Below are 18,800 nucleotides of genomic sequence, written 5' to 3' on the forward strand. Positions count from 1 at the left end.
TCACCTGGACCTGTTGACCCAAGGATTTTGTTCAGGTTAGCGTCAGGTTGTCTCCAGGACACGTTTCGGTTCATCTTGGCTTGTCAGTGCCCCCTCCTGGGTGCTGACCAGCCGAGGTGAACTCTCTTTTCGCACCATCCGATCCAAAGTCCTGAAGATTAGCTCTTTCCGCAGGTCGCTGGCCCGCGGATCGGGGCGGCTCCTGCCGGCGCACATCGCTGGCCCCCAACACGGACGCAGATAGAGGTACTGACGGATGGATGTTCTGACAACCGGTGGGACGCTGGCTCTGATAGTCGGTCTGCTCGTGGCCGCGGTGCTCATCGGCACGGTCGGTCTGCTGATCATGCGCGCCTGGACCAAGGTCGCCCGGGCGGACGAGGCGCTGGTGGTCACCGGCAAGTCCTCGCGCTCCGATGTTCCTGGCTCGCGCCCCAAGCAGGTCATCGTCAACGGTCGGGCGCTGGTCAACCCGATCCGGCAGCGCCACGAGATCATCTCGCTGCGGTCCCGGCAGGTCTTGATGACCGTGACCGCGCAGAGCCACGACAACGTGACCATCAACGCCGAGGCGGTCGCACTGGTCAAGATCGGCAGCTCGGTGGAAGACGTCAAGGCCGCCTCCGAGCGTTTCGCCTCCCAGGACAACGCGGTGGTCGAGTACACCCAGGACCAGCTCGAAGGCGCGCTGCGCGGACTGATGGCGCAGCAGACGGTCATCCAGCTGATGCGGGACCGGCAGAAGTTCTCCGATGAGATCTCAGAATCGATCTCCCCGGAGCTGCAGACCCAGGGTCTGCTGCTGGACTCCTTCCAGATCCGTGAGATCACCGACGACTCCGGCTACATCTCCTCACTCGGCGCCCCGGAGATCGAGGCCAAGCGGCAGGCCGCAGAGATCGCTGCGACCAACGCCGAACGCGCGATCGCCAAAGAGCGGATCGCCAACCAAGAGCAGAACCTGATCGAGGAGACCGAGTACGACTCGAACCAGGCGGCCGCGACCTCACGCGTGGGTCAGGCTCGCGCGCAGGCGGAACAGGCCGAAGCCCTGGCCGGGGAGAAGGCCCGCCAGGAGGTGCTGGGGCAGCGCGCCGAGAACCGCCAGGCCGAGCTAGACGCCGAGGTCAAACGAGTTGCCGACGCTGATCTGTACAAGCAGCAGAAGCGCGCCGACGCAGAGGCCTACGAGCGCACCAAGGCAGCTGAGGCCGAGGCCCTGGTCGCCGAATCCGAGGCCCGGGCCCGCCTGCGCCGCTCCGAGGCCGAGGCCACGGCGATCCGCGAGGAAGGTGAGGCCAAGGCCGCCGCCATCCGCGCCGAGGCCGAGGCGCTGCGCGAGAACCAGGAAGCGGTGCTCGCCCGCGAGGCGCTGGCGGTGCTGCCCCAGCTCATGGAGTCCTTCGCCGCCGGTTACGCGAACATCGGCTCGATGACCCTGATCGGCGGCTCCGGCGACTCCGGAGCCTCTAAGCACTTCGACGGCGAGTCCTCCGTGGCCCTGGCCGGGGTGTTCAAGAGTGTCGAGGCCGCCACCGGGATCGACCTCGGCTCGATCCTGCAGGCGAAGGTCCAGGGAACGGCCATGGGCGAGGCGCTGGCCGAGTCCAATCACACGGGCACTGGAGTCGACCAGGAAAGATAGCGAACAACGCAGCGTCGAAAGCTTCTCGCGCGGCGACTTTGCGCCTGGCTGACGCGGCGGCGACGCTACTGAGCTTCGCCTCTCAAGCGGACGGTTCGCCATGGGAGTTGCCCTCACCGGGACTACCATGGCGGGATGGAGGTTCACAAAGCCAGGGCTTTTCTCACGGTAGCCGAGGAGTTGCACTTCGGACGTGCCGCGAAGCGCCTACATATGGCACAGCCGCCGCTGAGCCGCCTCATTCATCAGTTGGAGGCGGAATTGGGAGCCAAGCTGTTCGATCGCGACACTCGCAATGTGACTCTGACACCTGAAGGGGAAGCGATCCTCCAACCCGCTCGCGAGATGCTCATGCTTTCACAGCGGATCAAAGATGTGGTGGTGAAGTCCCAACAGGGTGAGGTGGGAGCAGCCCGGCTAGGTTTCGCCGGGGCATCCGTCAATCAATCAGTGGGGGAACTCGCAAGGCAGATCCGAAGGAAACGACCAGGGATCTCTATGAAGCTCTACAGTTCTGAGTTCTCCCACGTGGGACTGCAGAAGGTTCTAGACAAATCCCTCGACCTCGTCATCGGCCGCTGGGACTTTCTACCTGCCGAGATCAGTTCTCGGCTCGTGGGTCTGGAGGAGCTGCTGATCGCTCTTCCAGAGAACCACCCCCTCGCGGACCAGGACACCGTTGCGGCCGAAGACCTCGTCGACGAGTCCTGGATTGTTCTCCCGGGTGGGGCTGGGGCCACTCTGCCGAATCGACTCAACGCTCTCGGCGTCAACGCCGGATTTGTCCCGCGAATCGTTCAGGTGGCGCCGGACTCCGGAACTCTAGTCGTTCTCGTCGGCGCGGAAATGGGGATTGCCCTCACGCTTTCGAGCGTGCGTGATCACGTTCCTTCCCGTGGCGTTGTCTACAAGCCCTTGAGGCATCGGCAGAAGCCCGTGGAGGTGCGCCTGATCTGGCGACGCGACGATCTGAGTCCGGGACTGCGTGCTGTGGTTGATATCTCCAAGTCCGTCTTTCCCCCTCCCGACACTTTGGACACGGGATCGGACTCAGGCTCATCCGGGGGCCCGCCGCAGCAGCGATCATGAGGGTGCCATCCTCGCAGGGCTACTCGCCGTAGCGGTAGAAGCCTCTGCCGGTCTTGCGCCCCAGCTCATTTCTGGCAACCATCGCCCGCATGAGTGGCGGCGGGGTGAACCGGTCCCCCAGCTTGGACTCGAGGTACTCCGCTATTCCCAGGCGCACATCCAGGCCGACCACGTCAGTCAGAGCCAGTGGACCGATCGGGAACTTGTAGCCCAGCACCATCGCGTCATCGATGCTCTCGGGCGAGGCAACGCCTTCCTCGACCATCCGAATCGCTTCGAGGGCGATGACCAGTCCAAGGCGGGAGGATGCGAAACCAGGCGAGTCGTGAACCACTACTGGAGTCTTGCCCAGCCTGTATAGAAGGGCCTTTCGGTAGCACGCGCGTAACGACCGGGTAGCAGTGCTGTAAGGATCCGGTAGCGTTTCGGGCTGGGCTGTAACAGGATTGCTTTCACCCTCACGGCAACTGGTGTCGTGGGTGAGTGAAAGGATCGATTATGGCCGATTATCGGCTTGTGATGTCCCTGCTGGTGCGGGGCTATTCCTACCGTGAGATCGAAGCGATGGCCGGGTGTTCGCACCGGACTATCGCCAAAGCCCGCAAGGCTGTCGATGAACGCGGCCTGACCACCGTGGAGCAGGTTGAGGGCCTGGGCGCCGAAGACCTCGATGAGCTCTTCACCGATGGCAGGAAAGCCTCCTCGGAGCTATTTGTCGAGGTCGATGTTGACGCGGTGGTCAACGCCCGACTCGGGCGGAAGAAACCGCCGCTGAAAGTGCTATGGGCCAGATACCTCGACACTGATGCTCCTGCTGGAGTGCGCCATTATGGGTATGAGAGGTTCTGCCAAATCGTGGCCGAGCATGTGCGCACCCATGATCTGACGGCCCCGATCGCTCATGTGCCTGGCCATACGATGCAGGTCGACTGGGCGGGGACGAAAATGAGCATCGTCGATCCGATCACCGGCAAGGTCACCGGGGTCTCGGTGTTTGTGGCCAGCCTGCCGTTTTCAGGGATGCTCTTCGCCCGCGGCTATCTGGATGAGAGGCTGGCCTCCTGGCTGGATGCTCACCGCAGGGCCTTTGAATACTTTGACGGCGTGGCCCAGGTCATCATCCCCGACAACGCTTCCACAGCCTCGAATGCGATCAGCCGCTACGACAAGACCCGGGAAGTCAATCGTTCCTACGCTGATTTCTTGGAGTATTACCGCACCGCAGCGGTACCGACCAGATCGTACCGGCCCCGCGAGAAAGGCCATGTGGAATCTGGGGTCAAGATCGTCACCAACTGGGTGATCCATCGGTTGGCTGATCGGCGTTTCGCCGTCATCGAGGACCTCAACGAGGCGGTCGCCGATGCTGTGGAAGTCATCAATGATCGCACTCCCTTCCGCGGGGAGAACACCAGCCGAAACCAGTGGCTGGCGACCAGCGAGCATCACCAGTTGCTGCAGCTGCCGGAGAAGCCCTGGCAGCCGGTGGCCTGGCGCAGAGCCAAAGTCCACCGCGATTGGCACATCCAGCTGGATACGATCAAGTACTCGGTGCCTCATGCATTCGCCGGCCAGAATGTGGAGGCCCGCATCAGCGGCTTCGACATCGACATCATGGCCGATGGCGCGATCATCGCCTCCCACCGGCAAGGCACCCAACGCCACGGGTACGTCACCGACCCTGAGCACGCCCCGGCCTACTACGAGGCAGTATCCGGACTGTGGACCCGGGCCTATTTTCTGCGCCAAGCAGCCAAAGTCGGTCCCTACACCGTCGAAGCGCTGACCAGCCTGCTCGACGCTAAGGTCATCGAAGCCCAAGGCTTCCGGGCATGTATGAACATCCTCAGCCTCGGCAAAGGCACCAACCGACTATTACTCGAAGCCGTCTGCCAGCAGCTCTGCGACACCGAAGAACAGCGGCGACGACCGGTCAGCTACACCGCGGTCAAACACCGCCTCACCGCCATACGGGCCCGCGGCGACCAGCGTCCCACCGTCACCGAGGCACCCGCTGCCTCGGCATCGGCGCCGCTGGCCCGTGACACCAGCAGAGCGCATCTGGGCGGGGCGGATCAGTTCAGCCTCGACGCCCTGGGCCACACCAACAATTCAACCACCGGAGTAGACCATGATTGACCAGCACTTAAGCATCGATGACATGCCGATGTTCACCAGACTGCGGATGACCGCCTTCGGCGAAGCCGCCATCGACATCGCCAATGACCCCGCCTACGACGAATGGACCTTCTCCTAGAAGATCCGCCACGCCCTGGACCAAGAGAACACTGCACGGGCCGAACGCCGGATCCAGAAGCTGCTCAAAGCCTCCCGGTCACCGAACCTGACAGCCTGTGTCGAGGAGATCCACTACCTGCCCGGCCGTAACCTCAACCGCGAGGTCATCGGCCGTCTGGCAGCCTGCCGATGGATCGAGATGAGCACCAACCTGATCGTGTTGGGCCAATCCAGCGTCGGCAAAAGCTACCTGGCCCAAGCACTGGTCAACGCCGCCTGCCGCAACGACTACACCGCACGCTACTTCCGCCTCGATGACCTGGCCAACCAGCTAGCGGTCTACCACCGCACCGACCCACAGCGGCTGGCGTTCCTGGCCCAGATCCACACCTGTGACGTTCTGGTATTGGATGACTTCCTGACCACGCCGATCACCGGTGAGGCCGCCAGCGAACTGCTCAACATCCTCGCCGCCAGAGAAGGCAGAGGATCCGCACTGGTCACCTCACAATTCGACCCACAGGACTGGTACAAGTCCCTACACGACGCAGTCATCGCTGAATCGATCCTCAACCGCATCGTGACCACCGGCGAACTCATCCAGCTCGACGGGCCCAACATGAGACGCCACACCCACACCACCGAACAGGACTGAGGCACAAACCCCAGCCGAAGCGGGGGCAGGGTCACCACAGCGCTATCCGGTACCCGTGCCCCCGCTACCGGATCAATGCACACCCGCTACCGAAAGCCCCTGCTAAACACAGCCCCTCCACCCAGCCCACCGACAGCTCGCGGAGTTCCTGGCGCGTGGGCTTCGAGAGCACGACCTCGACAAGCTTCGAGGCCGGCACCGGATTGAAGAAGTGCAGGCCGCAGAACCGTTCGGGGTTCGACAGCTGCCCAGCGAGGTCATCCGCGGATAGAGAGGATGTATTGGTGGCCAGCCAGGCGTTGGCGGAGAGATGACTCTCGACCTCCTGGAGTGCGTGGACCTTCAGATCCCAAGATTCTGGGACGGCCTCGATCACGAGTTCGGCGTGCGCGAAGTCGACGTGGTCCACGCTCGTCCTGAGTCGTCCGGTGAGTTCCTCGAGACTGCCCTGCACAGCGCCTCGCTCAAGAGATTTTCTGAGATCTCTTTCGACACTTTCCTGAGCGGCTCTGGCAGACTCACCGTCGCGTTCCACGACGATGACCTGCGATCCGGCCAGCAGGAAGGAGTGCGCTATTCCGGCCCCCATACGGCCTCCCCCGAGGACTCCGACGACGGATGGCATGACGACATCCATCAGACCTTCTCCAACAGCATCGCCGTACCCTGACCGACCCCCACGCACATGGTGACCAGGCCCATCTGTGCCGACTCACGCTCCATACGCCCCAGCAGAGTGGTGGTGATCCTCGACCCGGATGAGCCCAGGGCGTGACCGAGGGCGATCGCGCCCCCGTCGTTGTTCACGGTCCCGGCATCGAGCCCGAGGCGCCTGATGCAGGCCAAGGACTGGGTGGCAAAGGCCTCGTTCAGCTCGACGGCGCCGAGGTCGTCGATGGAATAGCCGCTGCGCTCGAGCACCTTGTTGGTGGCCGGGACTGGGCCGAGCCCCATGAGATGAGGGGCCACCCCGGCGGAGGCGCCGTCCACGATCCGTGCTCGAGCGGCAAGGCCATACTTCTTGATGGCCCGCTCCGAGGCGACCAGTATCGCCGAGGCGCCGTCGTTGAGGGAGGAAGAGTTGCCGGCTGTGACGATCCCGTCGGCCTTGACCACGGGGCGCAGCCGCGCGAGGACCTCTGTGCTCGTGCCCGGTCGGGGACCCTCATCGGCGACTACGACCGTCTCGGCGCCCTTGCGGTCCTTCACCGTGACGGGAACGATCTCCTGCGAGAAGTGACCGGCCTCGCTCGCGGCGATGGCGCGCTCATGGGAGGCCACGGCGAACGCGTCGGCATCGTCTCGGGTGATGCCGTCCACGACCGCGACCTCCTCGGCGGTCTCGGGCATCGAGTAGGTCAACTTGTCGGTCTTCTTGAACTCTGGATTCGTGAACCTCCAACCGATCGAGGTGTCGAAGACCTCCCCGGGCTTTGCGAAGGCTGCGGTCGGCTTCTCGATGACCCAGGGGGCACGGGACATGGACTCGACACCACCGGCGACGACGAGGTCAGCCGCCCCGGACTTGATCATGTGTGAGGCGGTGATGATCGCCGACAGGCTGGAGGCGCACAGCCGGTTGACGGTGATCCCCGGAACAGTGTCGGGGAAACCCGCCAGCAGCCAGGCCATGCGGGCGACGTTGCGGTTGTCTTCTCCGGCACCATTGGCACAGCCAAGGATGACCTCGTCGACGTCGTGAGGGTCGATCCCCGCGTCAGCCACCGTGTGCTGGATCACCAGGGCGGCCAGGTCGTCCGGGCGGACGCTGGCCAGCGCGCCGCCATAGCTGCCCGTCGGGGTGCGAGAACCGCCGACCAAGAATGCTTCCGTCACTATCTCTTCCCATCTGTCGTGAGGTCAGGTTGTCGGGGGCTTTTCACTTGAAGGCGGAGATCCCGGTGATGTCTCGTCCTACGAGCAGGGACTGGATGGCGTCGGTGCCCTCATAGGTTGAGACGACCTCCATGTCGGTCATGTGCCGGGCGACGTGATTCTCCAGCAGGAGTCCGTTTCCGGCGAGCAGATCGCGTGCCTCGTTGCAGATCCATTTGCCCTTCTGAGCGGTCGACATCTTCACCATGGAGGCCTGCGCGTTCGTGAGCTGGCCACGGTCGGCGAGCTCAGCCATTCGGTTGCACAGAAGCTGCATCGTGGTGAGTTCGCTGAGCATGTTGGCAAGCCGCGATTGCACGAGCTGGTAACCCCCGATGACGTTGCCGAACTGCTTGCGCCTGGACGCATACTCGGCGGCAATCTCGAAGACCGCCATCGCGTGGCCCACGGCTTCCCAGGAGGCTCCCCCGCGAGTCGCCTGCAGCACCCGAGAGACGTCCTTGAAGGAGTTGCACCCCGTGAGTCTGTTCTCGTCGGGAACGCGTACACCTTCGATGGTGATATCCGCCTGCTGGATGGCCCGCTTGCCGACCTTGCCGGTGATCCGTTCAGGTTTGTACCCGGCTGGGAAATTCTGATGCTCGTCTTTCTCCACGACGAAGGCGTTGACCTTCCCGTCTTCGACGTTTCGTGCGAACAGGACAGTGACGTCGGCAGCATCTCCGTTGCCGATCCAGCGTTTGTGCCCGTCGATCACCCAGGTGTCACCTTCACGGCGGGCGCTGGTCTCCAGTGCGACCGAGTCGGAGCCGTGGTCGGGTTCGGTGAGCGCGAACGCGCCGGTCTTCTTCAGGCGCGCCATCTCAGGGAGCCACCGCTCCTTCTGCGACTCGCTTCCGAGCATGTTCAAGCTGCCCATACAGAGGTTGGCGTGTACCCCGATGAACGTATTGATGCTGCCGTCGGCACGTGACATCTCGCGGGCCACCATCCCGGCGGCTTTTCGGCTCATTCCTGGACAGCCGTAGCCCTGAATCGTGGTGCCGATGATGCCGAGCTCTGCCAGTCCAGGCAACAGCTCCCAGGGAAACTCGGCTCGCTCCCAGTAGTCGTTGATGATCGGCAGCACCTGCTGCTCGGCGAAGGACCGAACCTTGTCCCGGATGGCGATCTCTTCTGGGCTGAGATCTTCGTCGAGACGGAAGTAGTCGGCGTTGGTGGTGGTGCCGGTGGCCGCTGCGGGCGCGCTCCGGGTCGATGTAGTCGCGGTCATAGTTGGTCCTTTCGTCGACGGGTCGGCGGACCCGGCCTGGTGGTGGGTTCGTGCGTTCACTGATGTTCGGTCGAGGCACCGGGCTCAGCCCCGGGCCGCACCGGCTTCGACTGTGGGGTGAGGATCTGGGCGAGCATGCGACTCAGGCGCTCGGGAAGCGGGGCGGACCGTCCTGTGGCCGGGTCTGTCTGGACGAGCACCGTCCGAGCACGGACCGCAACCTCGCTGTGCTGGACCACTTCGTAGTCCACCGTGTAGGAGGAGCGGCCGATCGCCGAGACCCAGACACGCGCCGTCAGCTCCGGTCCATGGTCCAGGGGGCGCAGGTAGTCGACGCTGAGGGAGACGACCACCCGCGGCCGGGCTGGGTCAGGGATGCCGTCCTCGCCCAACCAGGAGGTGATCGCAGATATCCGCGCCTCCTCGATCAGGGTCACCACACGGGCATTGTTGACGTGCCCGTTGAGGTCCTGATCCGACCAGCGAACGGGCAGCACCACGAGGTGGACGGCGCTCATGAGGCTTTCCGCACTTCAGGTTCGACGCGCTCAAGCCAGGCCAGGACGCGATCTCGGTCGCCGTCGAGGAGGGGCGGAGCGTGGGTGTAGTCGACCGGGGTTCGGCTGAAATCCACCGGGTGGCGCACCGTGGGGATCTCCCGCTCTCCGAAACCTGCCATGACCACCGGCTCCAAGCCGAGGCCCTCGGCGAAGTGGACACCTTCGTCCACCCCGAGGATCGGCGCGCAAGGCACCTGCGCCGCCTTGAGCCGTTCGAACCAGTCTGCGGCGTTGCGCGTGCTGAGTCCATCGATCAGGAGCTGACGCAGCTCCACGCGGTTGGCGTTTCGCGCCCCCACGGTGGCGAAGCGCTCATCCACAGCAAGCTCGGGAGCCCCGAGGCACTGGCACAGGCGGGCGAACTGCCCGTTGTTCCCCACCGCGATCACCATGTTCTTGTCCAGAGTGGGGAATGGTTCGTAGGGATACAGGCTCGGGTGCTCGTTCCCCATGCGGGTCGGGACGCTGCCGCCGGCCACGTAGGCGGCGGACTGGTTGACCAGTCCCGAGAGCGCCGAGGTCAACAGATTGAGCTCGACGTGCTGCCCGGTCCCGGACCCCTGGCGCTCATGGAATGCCCCCAGGATGCCGGAGACCGCGTGGAGTCCGGTGATCACGTCGAAGAGCGCCACGCCGGCGCGGTAGGGTTCACCGGATGCGCTACCGGTGAGGCTCATCATCCCTGAAAGCGCCTGGGCAAGCAGGTCGTAGCCGGGAAGGTCAGCTCCACCTGCGGTGCCGAAGCCGGTGATGGAGGCGTAGACGAGATCAGGACGCCACGCGCTGACGCTGTCGTAGTCGAGGCCGTAGCGCCTGAGTCCTCCAGGCTTGAAGTTCTCCACCAAAACATCGGCCCGAGCGATGATCCCTTCCACGACCCTGAGCTGCGCCGGGTCCGAGAAGTCCAATGCGATGGATTGCTTATTGCGGTTGACCGAGAGGAAGAACGTGCTCTCCCCGTCCCGGTGCGGCGGAACCCATGCGCGGGCGTCGTCGCCGGTGGTGGATTCCACCTTGATGACGGTCGCGCCCATATCGGCGAGGAGCATCGTGGCGTAGGGCCCTGCGAGAACCCTGCTGAGATCCGCCACCACCACGCCGGCCAGCGGCCCTGTGCCACGGCGACCAAAGATCTCCTCCAGAACACCCAAGTCATCGACTCGACTCATGTCGTCTCTCTTCCTATTCTTCTGTCATCTGTTCGACGTCGGGGCTGCTCAGCCTGCGTACTCATACCAACCACGGCCGTTCTTGCGTCCGTAGCGGCCCTGCTCGTAGAGCTTCTGCACGGACGGGTGCGGCAGGTCTGCCGGGTCCCCGCTCTGCTCGTACTCGGAAAGTCGGATCAGGTACGACACATCGATCCCCACCAGGTCCATGAGCTCGAACGGACCCATGGGGTGGCCCAAGGCTGTCCGGGCGGCCACATCGATGTCCTGGTAGCTGGCCACACCGTCCGCTTCCAGCCGAAGAGCCTCGTTCCGAAGGGCGCCCAGCAGACGGTTGGCGACGAACCCCGGGATCTCCTTGTTCAATCGGACAGGCTGCTTGCCGAGTCGGTGCACCATCCCAAGAGCGGCCTCCACGGTTGCGTCCGAGGTCTGTGGGTTGCGCACCACCTCGACGCAGTTCATCACCAGGGCCGGGTTGAAGAAGTGCATGTTGCACACCCGGTCCGGCCTGGCTGTGGCATCCATGAGCAGGGACGAAGGTATCGTCGAGGAGTTGGTCGCCAGGATCACATGTTCCGGGGCGGCCTCGTCGAGGTCGGCGAAGAGCTGTCGCTTGATGTCGATCCGCTCCACGGCGGCCTCGAGCACGAAGTCGGTCGTCCGAGCCGCCTCGAGGGAGTCCGTCGTATACATCATCCGCTCCAGCGCCGAGTCGACCTCGTCGCGGCTGAATGTCCCCTTCTCGGCCAGTCGTCGGAGGCGCCGCTGCGCCTCGTCCCGCGACTGGTCGAGAGCTTCGGGGGCCAGGTCGCCTGTGGTGACGCGGTAGCCAGCCAGGGCGTAGGCCGCACCGATCTGTGTCCCCATGGCCCCAGCGCCGACGACGAGGACGTCGTCGATGGTGTCGATGGTGTCGATGGTGTCGATGGTGTCGATGGTCGAATCGGGCGTCATATCTGCTCCTTGAGGTGTTTCGCTGAAGTGCTCGGAAACTGTCCCGGGTTGGTCACGGGATCAGCGATCGGGATCTGGATGTCACTCCTCGGCGCGGAATCGCGCTCGGCGCTTCTCGAGGAACGCCGTGGCACCTTCAGCCTTCTCATCGGAGGCGTAGAGCAGGGACTGCGCCAGGCGTTCGAGCAGCAGCCCTGTGGACTGGTCCGTCTCGGCGCCGCCGCGCACGACGAGCTTGGCCAGCCGCACGGCCAACGGACCCTTGGCCAGGATCGTCTCGGCCGTGGACAGCACGGTGTCCATCAGCTCCTCCGCCGGGACCACGTTGGTCACCAGCCCGATGCGCAGTGCCTCCTCCGCGTCGATGATGCGGCCGGTGAGGATCATCTCCTGCGCCCGGCCCAGGCCGACAAGTCGTGACAGCCGCTGGGTGCCTCCGGCGCCAGGAAGAATTCCGAGGTTGGTCTCGGGCAGGCCGAATTGAGCGTTCTGCGCCGCCACGCGGATGTCGCAGGACATCGCCAGTTCGTTGCCCCCTCCCAGTGCGAATCCGTTGACCGCTGCGATGGTGGGCAGATCAGATTCCTGGATCCGGTCCCACAACCGCTGCATCCGGGCCGTGAGCCCGTCACGCAGCGTGTAGCCGATGAGTTGGTTGATGTCCGCACCGGCGACGAACGCCTTCTCTCCGTGACCGGTGAACACGATGGCACCGACGTCATCGTTGCGCTCGAGCGCGTTCAGAGCGGCCTCGATCCCATCCAGCACGCCGAAGTTCAGCGCATTGCGCACCTCCGGGCGGTTCACGGTCACAACAGCAACACCGCCTCTGATCTCCGTGGTGACGACGCTTGTCCCGGCGGCAGCACCGTTGGCGCTGGTGGTGGTGGTCTCTGTCATGTCTGGTCCTTTCGATCAGGCGACGCTTGTCGCAGACGCGGGAATCTGGGCGGGGGCAGCACCGTCGTCGGAGGGGGTCCGGGGCTTCACGGTCAGGAAGGCGAGTATGAGGCTGACAGCCACGAGCGCCAGTCCCAGGACCGCGCTGAGCGGCGCTGGCATGAACAGCAGGAACCCTCCGACGGCGCCCGCGAGGCGACCCAGGACGGGCATCCGGCGGTCGAAGCCGACCGTCCAGCCTTCGATGGCGGAGGCCAGGGCATAGACGCCCACGATGCTCAGCGCGAACGCGAGCAGCACCCGCCCGGGGGAATCTTGTGCCACGAGCGCAGGGTTGAGGGCGAATCCGAACGGAACGATGTACTTCACCGCTCCCAGCTTCATGGCGGCCACGCAGGTACCCATGGGGGAAGCCTTGGCGATGCCTGCCGCGGCGAAGGCGGCGAGACCCACGGGTGGGGTGATGTAGGAGACGGATGCCCAGTAGATGACGAACAGGTGCGCAGCGAGCGGGTTGACCCCGAGGTCGATGACCGCTGGAACCATCACGATCGCCAGGAACACGTACGCCGCGGAGATCGTCATCCCCATGCCGAGGATGAAGCAGGTGACGGCGCCGGCAATGAGGATGAGCACCACGTTGTCGCCGACCACTGCGACCAGTTCGCGGGCAAGAGAGAGACTCACCCCCGTCGCCGTGAGGCCTCCGACGATCAGGCCGACGCCGGCGATGATCCCGATGATGTTGCCCAGCGTCCGGCCGGCCGCCACCAGGAATTCGGCGAACTCCCGGAGTCCGAATTTCTGGCTTGGGCGCAGGACTGCCACGACCAGAAGCACCAGGATCACCCAGTAGGGCACCTGGGTCTCGGAATTCGTGAAGAAGAGCATCCCGGTCAGCAGACCCAGCGCCAGGATGTAGGGCCAGCCCTGCAGCAGCGTGACCAGGGTACGGGGCAGGAGGGCCGGCGATACGCCTTTCAGCCCCTTGCGGGCGGCATAACCGTCCACCTGGAGGTAGATGCCCAGGAAGAAGAGTGCTGCAGGAATGGCCGCGGCGATGAGGATCTCGGTGTAGGGAACTCCCACGAAGGAGACCATCAGGAACGCTGCGGTACCCATGATGGGCGGTGTGATGGACCCGCCGGAGGATGCCGTTGCTTCGATCCCTCCGGCGTAGGTGGGGCTGAATCCGGAGCGCTTCATGGCGGGGATGGTCATGGGTCCCGTAGTGAGGACGTTGGACACGGCGCTTCCGCTCATCATGCCCATTGATGCGCTGCTCGCCACAGACACCTTCGCCGCGCCGCCTCGGTAGCGGCCGAAGATCGACATGGAGAGCTTGTGGAAGAAGTCTGCCCCGCCGGTGTGCTGCAGGGCCACCCCGAAGACGAGAAAGCCGATCAGAATGGTCGCTGCGGTTTGGATGGGCAGGCCCAGCAGGCTCTCGGCTCCCATGGTGTGCACCTGTGCCAGGGTCTTGAGGTCGTAGGTGACACCCTGGAGGACGCCGATAGGAAGATCCGCCGCCACCAGTGGATAGAGCGAGAACAGCAGGGCGATCGCGGTGACGATCATTCCCCCGGTCCGGCGCAGCGCCTCGAGCACCACGATCCACAGCAGGAACGCTGCGACCGTCGCGGCGGTGGGCGCCATGTACTCCCAGCCGAAGTCATAGATCCGCGTCCCGTTGACGGCGAAATAGCCGCAGGCGCTCGCCGCAACCACCATCAGCAGGACATCGAAAGCCTGAACCGGGCGTTCCTTGGGAGCGACGTCGTCACCAGACGCATCCTCCGACTGTTCCGCTGCTTGGGCGAGCGGGATCTTTCGCAGGGGATTGACGATGAACACCACGGGAAGGAACACGCCCAGGATCAGATAGAGGTACGAGTTTCTCAACAGGCCCAGTCCGCCCACGTTCCAGAAGAAGACCTGATTCATGGCGATCAGCACACCCAGGACCGTCAGCACGATCACTACCGTCCGCCAGAATGGCGTCACTCGGTTCTCAGCTCTCATCGCCAGTCCTCTCGTTGCCCAAATCGTCGGCCTTCCAAGCGGCCCAGTCTCCTGCGAGCTCCTCCTCTGAGGACGACTCGACAACGTTGGGCCAGGCCTCCCGCATCCGCTCGCCACGCTCGATCAGTGCGTTGTTCTTCTCCTCGAGCTCCTCCGTCCATACGCCCCGCTCCTCGAAGAAGCGGACAGTGCCGGCATGGAAGGGAACCACCAGAGGTTCCTTGAGAACCGCGTCGAGGGAGAACTGCGGAGTGTCCGGCGTGGTGTCCTCGTAGTGCTCATAGTTCTCTACGATCGTTTTCACCAGGCGGTAGACCTCCTCGGGGTCTCGGTCCCCCATCGTGGTGATCGGAATCGTGTACTCCAGGACCTGGGCGCTCTCGCCCTCCTCCACTCCGGGGGCGTCGGTGACCTCACCGACGTTCACCATGGGCATGAGCTCGTCCCAGGTCTCGTAGCGGTCCGGGTCTTGGTCGTCGAAGGTCAGCCACTTCACATCGGTCGTGGAGGCGAGCTCCTCGATGTTGGACCCGACCACGTTCTGGTAGAGGGAGTCGATCTGACCCGCCTCGAGAGCGTCAAGCTGCTCGGCGTAGGAAATGGGAACCTTCTCGACGTCGTCGCCGGTCAGCCCGCCATAGTTGAGGAAGCCCTCCATCTTGTTGTTGATGGAGGTGTTAGCTGTCAGATCCGGGAATTTCGTGCCCTCCAGATCTTCGAAGGAGTCGATGCCGCTGTCCGCTCGGACCAACAAGCCGTAGTAGCCGAGGGGCGCCCACACCAGGCTCACGTCCTGGGGCCCCCACTGCTCGTTGGCATACTCATAGTCGCCCTCGAAGGCGTAGTAATACTCGTCCCCGGCCCGGGCATAGTCTGCGGTGCCGTTCACCAGGGGGGCCAGTCGGCCGATGCCGGTGTCCGACGTCATCAGCCGTACCTGAAGCCCCTCTTCCCCGGTCAGCGTGTTCGCGATGGCAGCGAGGTCGTTGTAAGTGCCCGTGCCCACGCTGTACGTGGACCACACCGATTGCTCCGGCAGGGCGTCGGGGTCTGCCGGATCAGCAGCGTCGCCGCTGGCACATCCGGCAAGGAAGAGCAGTGCGGCGGCGCTCAGGGCAGTTGAACGGATCTTCGCTGTCTTCATCGTGGCCTTTCGATCTACAGAGGTCGGCGCTCAGCGCCCGGAGAAGGAAGGAGCCCTCTTTTGGAGGAAGGACTGCTTGCCTTCCAGAAAGTCGGAGGTGCCGAACAGTGCCGGCTGGTGGTCCCGTTCGAATGTGAGGGCCTCCTGGTACGTGCTGGAGGCCTCACGAACTGCACGCTTGACGGCAGCGACGGCCAACGGAGCGCGGCTCGCGAGCTCCTCGGCGCGGTCAACGGCGGCGTGCAGTACGCCTTGTTCCGTGGCCAGATGATCGGCGAGACCCATGGCGAGAGCCTCCGTTGCTGTCAGCGGCGCGGCTTCGATCAGAATCCTGCGCGCCCGAGCAGCTCCCACGCGTTGGGACAGCGAGTGCGTCAGTCCTCCGTCTGCTGTGAGACCCAATCGGGTGAACGGGAACAGGAACCGCGCAGTGTCATCGATCACGACGACATCGCAGCAGCACACCAGACCAACCGCTATACCGGCTGCGGGCCCGGTCACCGCGGCGACCACTGGTTTTTCGAGGGCCGCGAACTGGAGTATGAGGGACGTGACCTCTCCCATGCGGGCGACACCATCGTCGAAGCTGCGAGGAGGCATCGCGCTCAGGTCTCCGCCTGCGCTGAAGCACTCCCCCGCACCGGTCAGAACCAGTGCCCGCACGCTCGGTTCCGTCGCAAGAGCAGTCAGCTTGGCACGCAGTTCGGAACGCATTCGGGACCCGATCGCATTGCCGCGGGGCTGATCGTCAAGCACCACCACGGCTACGGCGCCCTCACGTCGAACACGCACTCGCGCCGAGGTGTCAGCGGGAAACGGTTGCGGCATGGAGGACTCCAATGTGTACGGAAAATGTCGTGCAGATCACACTTCCATGGCCACTCATAAACTTCAAATACCTAATCAACCGTCCATTGATACCTATACGGTCATTATTCTTCGGGAAGTGTTGCCTGGGTCACAAGTGAGCAATCCTTGAAGGGAACCCCATCACGCCCGTCCTTGAGGAGGACCTCATGAACCAAGCCGCGACCGACCTGCTCGATGTCGAAGCAGATTTCAGTTCCGAAGAGCGCGAAACCCAGATGGCAGTTCGCGAGTTCGTGGATCGGCGCATCCGTCCGAATATCGCCGAATGGTACGCAGACGCGCACTTTCCGCAGGAGATCATCTCCGAGATGGCCAGGCTTGGTCTGCTCGGCATGCATATCCAGGGCTATGGCTGCGCGGGGAAGTCCGCGGTGCAGTACGGCATCGCCATGCAGGAGCTCGAGGCCGGTGATTCTGGTCTGCGCACCTTCGTCTCAGTCCAGGGATCGCTCGCCATGTCCGCGATCGCCAAGCACGGATCCGAGGAGCAGAAGCAGCGCTATCTTCCGGGCATGGCTGCCGGCGAGATCATCGGGTGCTTCGGACTGACCGAACCCACCGCAGGCTCGGATCCGTCGACCATGGCGACCACAGCAGTGCGCGAGGGTGACCAGTGGACCCTCCGGGGCGCCAAGCGGTGGATCGGCCTCGCCTCAATCGCCCACGTGGCTGTGATCTGGGCGAAAGTTCTCGATGAAAGTGGTCACGAGAGGGTCCGTGGCTTCCTTGTCCCCACCGACACTCCCGGGTTCACCGCAACTCCTATCGAGCAGAAGCTCTCCATGCGTGCCTCCATCCAGTGCGATATCACTCTCGAGAACGTCAAGCTCCCGTCCGATGCCATCCTGCCCAAGAACCCTGGGTTGCGAGGCCCTTTCTCCTGTCTGAACGAGGCCCGTTACGGGATCATCTGGGGTGCCCTGGGAGCTGCTCGGGACAGCTTCGAGGCCGCCCTGGCGTACTCGCAGCAGCGGGTTCAGTTCGACAAGCCGCTTGCGGCGTACCAGCTTTCCCAGGCGAAGCTGGTGAACATGGCCCTGGAGATCCAGAAGGGGCAGCTACTGGCGCTGCGAATCGGTCGGCTCAAGGACGAGGGGCGATTGGAGAACCACATGATCTCGGTGGGAAAGCTCAACAACTGCAGGATCGCGATCGACGTGTGCCGAGAGGCGCGCACGATGCTCGGGGGCAACGGTGTCACTCTTGAATATTCACCGCTGCGTCACTCGAACAACCTCGAGTCTGTGCGCACCTACGAAGGCACCGATGAGGTGCACAGCCTGATCCTCGGCCAGCACCTCACCGGGCACTCCGCCTTTCGTTGAGGCAGACTGCGCTCGGACTTACCCCGAGCTGACGTCTGCGACAGACTGAAGCCATGGACGAACCACATTCCGCGATCTCCGACCGCGATATGGAACGCGCGATCCTCGAGCTGCTCGCCCAGCGGGCTGCGACCGCGACAATCTGTCCCTCCGAGGCCGCCCGCGCGGTGGGCGGTGAGCAGTGGCGGGAGAAGATGGACGCGGCGCGCGCCGCCGCTTGGCGCCTCGTCGCTGCAGGCGCCGTGGAGATCACCCAGCGCGGAGAAGTGGTCGACCTGACCACGGCCCGCGGCCCGATCCGGATCCGGCGTCGTGCGGCTGGGCAGAACACCGGACAGCCGGCCTGAAGCAGAGGAGTCACACCCGTGCTCAGCAGTGAGATCGCCGACCTGGCCGGGGTGACCGTGCGCACGGTGCGCCATTACCACCAGATGGGACTGCTCCCCGAGCCTCCGCGCAGCAGCGCAGGCTACCGCCGCTATGACATCAGCCATCTGGTCCAGCTCCTGCGCATCAAGAGACTCACCACCCTGGGCGTCCCGCTCGCGGAGCTCCCCACGGTACTGGACGGTCCGTCCGCCGCAGAGGACCTGCTCGAGGAGCTCGATCTGCAGGCCGCTGCGGAGATCGACCGACTCGAGGCCCGCCGGGCGCGCATCGCCGAATTGCGCCGCAGCGGTGCTCCGCTGGATCTCCCCCCGGAGCTCGCCGATTGGCGCTCGGCTCCGGACGCATCCGTCTCTGAAGAGATCTCGCGGTATGAGCACGAGCAGCTGGTGCTGCTGGGACACCTTCTCGACGACGGCGGCCATCAGGTGTTCACCGAAGGGTTCGCGGCACTCAACGCCCGAATGATCGCACCGCTGACGGCGCGCTTCTCCGCCCTGGATGCCGAGACTCCCGAGGCTGAGGTCGACTCGCTGATCCAGGAGATGGCCTTGGTTCTGCGTCCCGTGCAGGAACGCTTCGCCGAGCTGCCGCCGCTGGATGACCAGGTCACAGCCCTCATGGAGGAGCTGAACCTGCGCAGGCTCCACCCGGTGCAACGCCGCGTCCTGACCCGGATCCAGCAGGAGTTGGAGCACCCCCAGGCGGACTGAGGCACGCGAGTTTGACC

At 64.3% G+C, this 18,800-nt stretch carries 18 protein-coding genes and 1 pseudogene; 8 read left to right on the top strand and 11 right to left on the bottom strand.

Annotation, left to right across the window (positions count from 1 at the left end; translation table 11 throughout):
* The first annotated feature begins 256 nt into the window (after nucleotides 1-256).
* Nucleotides 257-1,645: an SPFH domain-containing protein gene (locus tag HNR24_RS07630; protein ID WP_182495481.1), complete on the top strand. Its 1,389-nt coding sequence runs from the start codon at nucleotides 257-259 to the stop codon at nucleotides 1,643-1,645.
* A 135-nt stretch (nucleotides 1,646-1,780) separates the two neighbouring features.
* Nucleotides 1,781-2,734: a LysR family transcriptional regulator gene (locus HNR24_RS07635; RefSeq protein ID WP_182495482.1), complete on the top strand. Its 954-nt coding sequence runs from the start codon at nucleotides 1,781-1,783 to the stop codon at nucleotides 2,732-2,734.
* 19 nt (nucleotides 2,735-2,753) lie between these two features.
* Here HNR24_RS07635 and HNR24_RS07640 read toward each other — a convergent pair.
* A pseudogene (locus HNR24_RS07640) lies at nucleotides 2,754-3,086 on the bottom strand (3-hydroxyacyl-CoA dehydrogenase family protein); the annotation flags it as partial.
* 146 nt (nucleotides 3,087-3,232) lie between these two features.
* On the opposite strand from HNR24_RS07640, the gene istA reads away from it, so the two are divergent.
* From istA to HNR24_RS07650, 3 genes are read left to right on the top strand one after another with little or no spacing between them, the layout of a single operon-like run.
* On the top strand, nucleotides 3,233-4,873 hold the full coding sequence (gene istA / locus HNR24_RS07645; protein WP_182495483.1) for an IS21 family transposase: 1,641 nt from the start codon (nucleotides 3,233-3,235) through the stop codon (nucleotides 4,871-4,873).
* Entirely contained in the window at nucleotides 4,866-4,991 is a 126-nt protein-coding gene (locus tag HNR24_RS14030) for a hypothetical protein (protein WP_259392424.1), read from the top strand. Before istA ends, HNR24_RS14030 begins: the two co-directional genes overlap by 8 nt.
* Before the next feature lie 15 nt (nucleotides 4,992-5,006).
* On the top strand, nucleotides 5,007-5,627 hold the full coding sequence (locus HNR24_RS07650; protein ID WP_259392578.1) for an ATP-binding protein: 621 nt from the start codon (nucleotides 5,007-5,009) through the stop codon (nucleotides 5,625-5,627).
* A gap of 64 nt (nucleotides 5,628-5,691) precedes the next feature.
* Here the strand turns inward: HNR24_RS07650 and HNR24_RS07655 are convergent, their stop codons facing one another.
* From HNR24_RS07655 to HNR24_RS07700, 10 genes are all read right to left on the bottom strand, one after another.
* Nucleotides 5,692-6,264, bottom strand: coding sequence for a 3-hydroxyacyl-CoA dehydrogenase family protein (locus tag HNR24_RS07655; protein ID WP_182495484.1), 573 nt, complete (start codon nucleotides 6,262-6,264; stop codon nucleotides 5,692-5,694).
* On the bottom strand, nucleotides 6,264-7,463 hold the full coding sequence (locus HNR24_RS07660) for an acetyl-CoA C-acyltransferase (protein WP_182495485.1): 1,200 nt from the start codon (nucleotides 7,461-7,463) through the stop codon (nucleotides 6,264-6,266). Before HNR24_RS07660 ends, HNR24_RS07655 begins: the two co-directional genes overlap by 1 nt.
* Nucleotides 7,464-7,506: 43 nt before the next feature.
* The gene (locus HNR24_RS07665) at nucleotides 7,507-8,736 is read right to left on the bottom strand and encodes an acyl-CoA dehydrogenase family protein (RefSeq protein WP_182495486.1); all 1,230 of its coding nucleotides are present in this window, start codon (nucleotides 8,734-8,736) and stop codon (nucleotides 7,507-7,509) included.
* Nucleotides 8,737-8,792: 56 nt separating this feature from the next.
* Nucleotides 8,793-9,254: an acyl-CoA thioesterase gene (locus tag HNR24_RS07670; protein WP_083504744.1), complete on the bottom strand. Its 462-nt coding sequence runs from the start codon at nucleotides 9,252-9,254 to the stop codon at nucleotides 8,793-8,795.
* Nucleotides 9,251-10,465, bottom strand: a complete 1,215-nt coding sequence (locus tag HNR24_RS07675) for a CaiB/BaiF CoA transferase family protein (RefSeq protein ID WP_182495487.1) — start codon at nucleotides 10,463-10,465, stop codon at nucleotides 9,251-9,253. The genes HNR24_RS07670 and HNR24_RS07675 overlap by 4 nt, the downstream gene beginning before the upstream one ends.
* A 48-nt stretch (nucleotides 10,466-10,513) precedes the next feature.
* On the bottom strand, nucleotides 10,514-11,422 hold the full coding sequence (locus HNR24_RS07680; protein WP_182495488.1) for a 3-hydroxyacyl-CoA dehydrogenase family protein: 909 nt from the start codon (nucleotides 11,420-11,422) through the stop codon (nucleotides 10,514-10,516).
* A gap of 81 nt (nucleotides 11,423-11,503) precedes the next feature.
* Entirely contained in the window at nucleotides 11,504-12,322 is an 819-nt protein-coding gene (locus tag HNR24_RS07685; RefSeq protein WP_058888322.1) for an enoyl-CoA hydratase/isomerase family protein, read from the bottom strand.
* A 15-nt stretch (nucleotides 12,323-12,337) separates the two neighbouring features.
* A complete protein-coding gene (locus HNR24_RS07690) occupies nucleotides 12,338-14,344 on the bottom strand; it encodes a TRAP transporter permease (protein ID WP_182495489.1) in 2,007 nt (668 codons plus the stop codon).
* A complete protein-coding gene (locus HNR24_RS07695; RefSeq protein WP_083504860.1) occupies nucleotides 14,334-15,488 on the bottom strand; it encodes a TAXI family TRAP transporter solute-binding subunit in 1,155 nt (384 codons plus the stop codon). The genes HNR24_RS07690 and HNR24_RS07695 overlap by 11 nt, the downstream gene beginning before the upstream one ends.
* Before the next feature lie 30 nt (nucleotides 15,489-15,518).
* The gene (locus tag HNR24_RS07700) at nucleotides 15,519-16,316 is read right to left on the bottom strand and encodes an enoyl-CoA hydratase/isomerase family protein (RefSeq protein ID WP_083504742.1); all 798 of its coding nucleotides are present in this window, start codon (nucleotides 16,314-16,316) and stop codon (nucleotides 15,519-15,521) included.
* A gap of 188 nt (nucleotides 16,317-16,504) precedes the next feature.
* Here HNR24_RS07700 and HNR24_RS07705 point away from each other — a divergent pair, with 188 nt between their 5' ends.
* From HNR24_RS07705 to HNR24_RS07715, 3 genes are read left to right on the top strand one after another with little or no spacing between them, the layout of a single operon-like run.
* A complete protein-coding gene (locus HNR24_RS07705; RefSeq protein WP_058888319.1) occupies nucleotides 16,505-17,683 on the top strand; it encodes an acyl-CoA dehydrogenase family protein in 1,179 nt (392 codons plus the stop codon).
* A gap of 53 nt (nucleotides 17,684-17,736) precedes the next feature.
* Entirely contained in the window at nucleotides 17,737-18,030 is a 294-nt protein-coding gene (locus HNR24_RS07710; RefSeq protein ID WP_182495490.1) for a DUF3253 domain-containing protein, read from the top strand.
* 18 nt (nucleotides 18,031-18,048) lie between these two features.
* Nucleotides 18,049-18,783: a MerR family transcriptional regulator gene (locus HNR24_RS07715; protein ID WP_058888317.1), complete on the top strand. Its 735-nt coding sequence runs from the start codon at nucleotides 18,049-18,051 to the stop codon at nucleotides 18,781-18,783.
* Nucleotides 18,784-18,800: the final 17 nt, after the last annotated feature.

Source organism: Nesterenkonia sandarakina (assembly GCF_014138825.1).
Lineage (GTDB): Bacteria > Actinomycetota > Actinomycetes > Actinomycetales > Micrococcaceae > Nesterenkonia > Nesterenkonia sandarakina.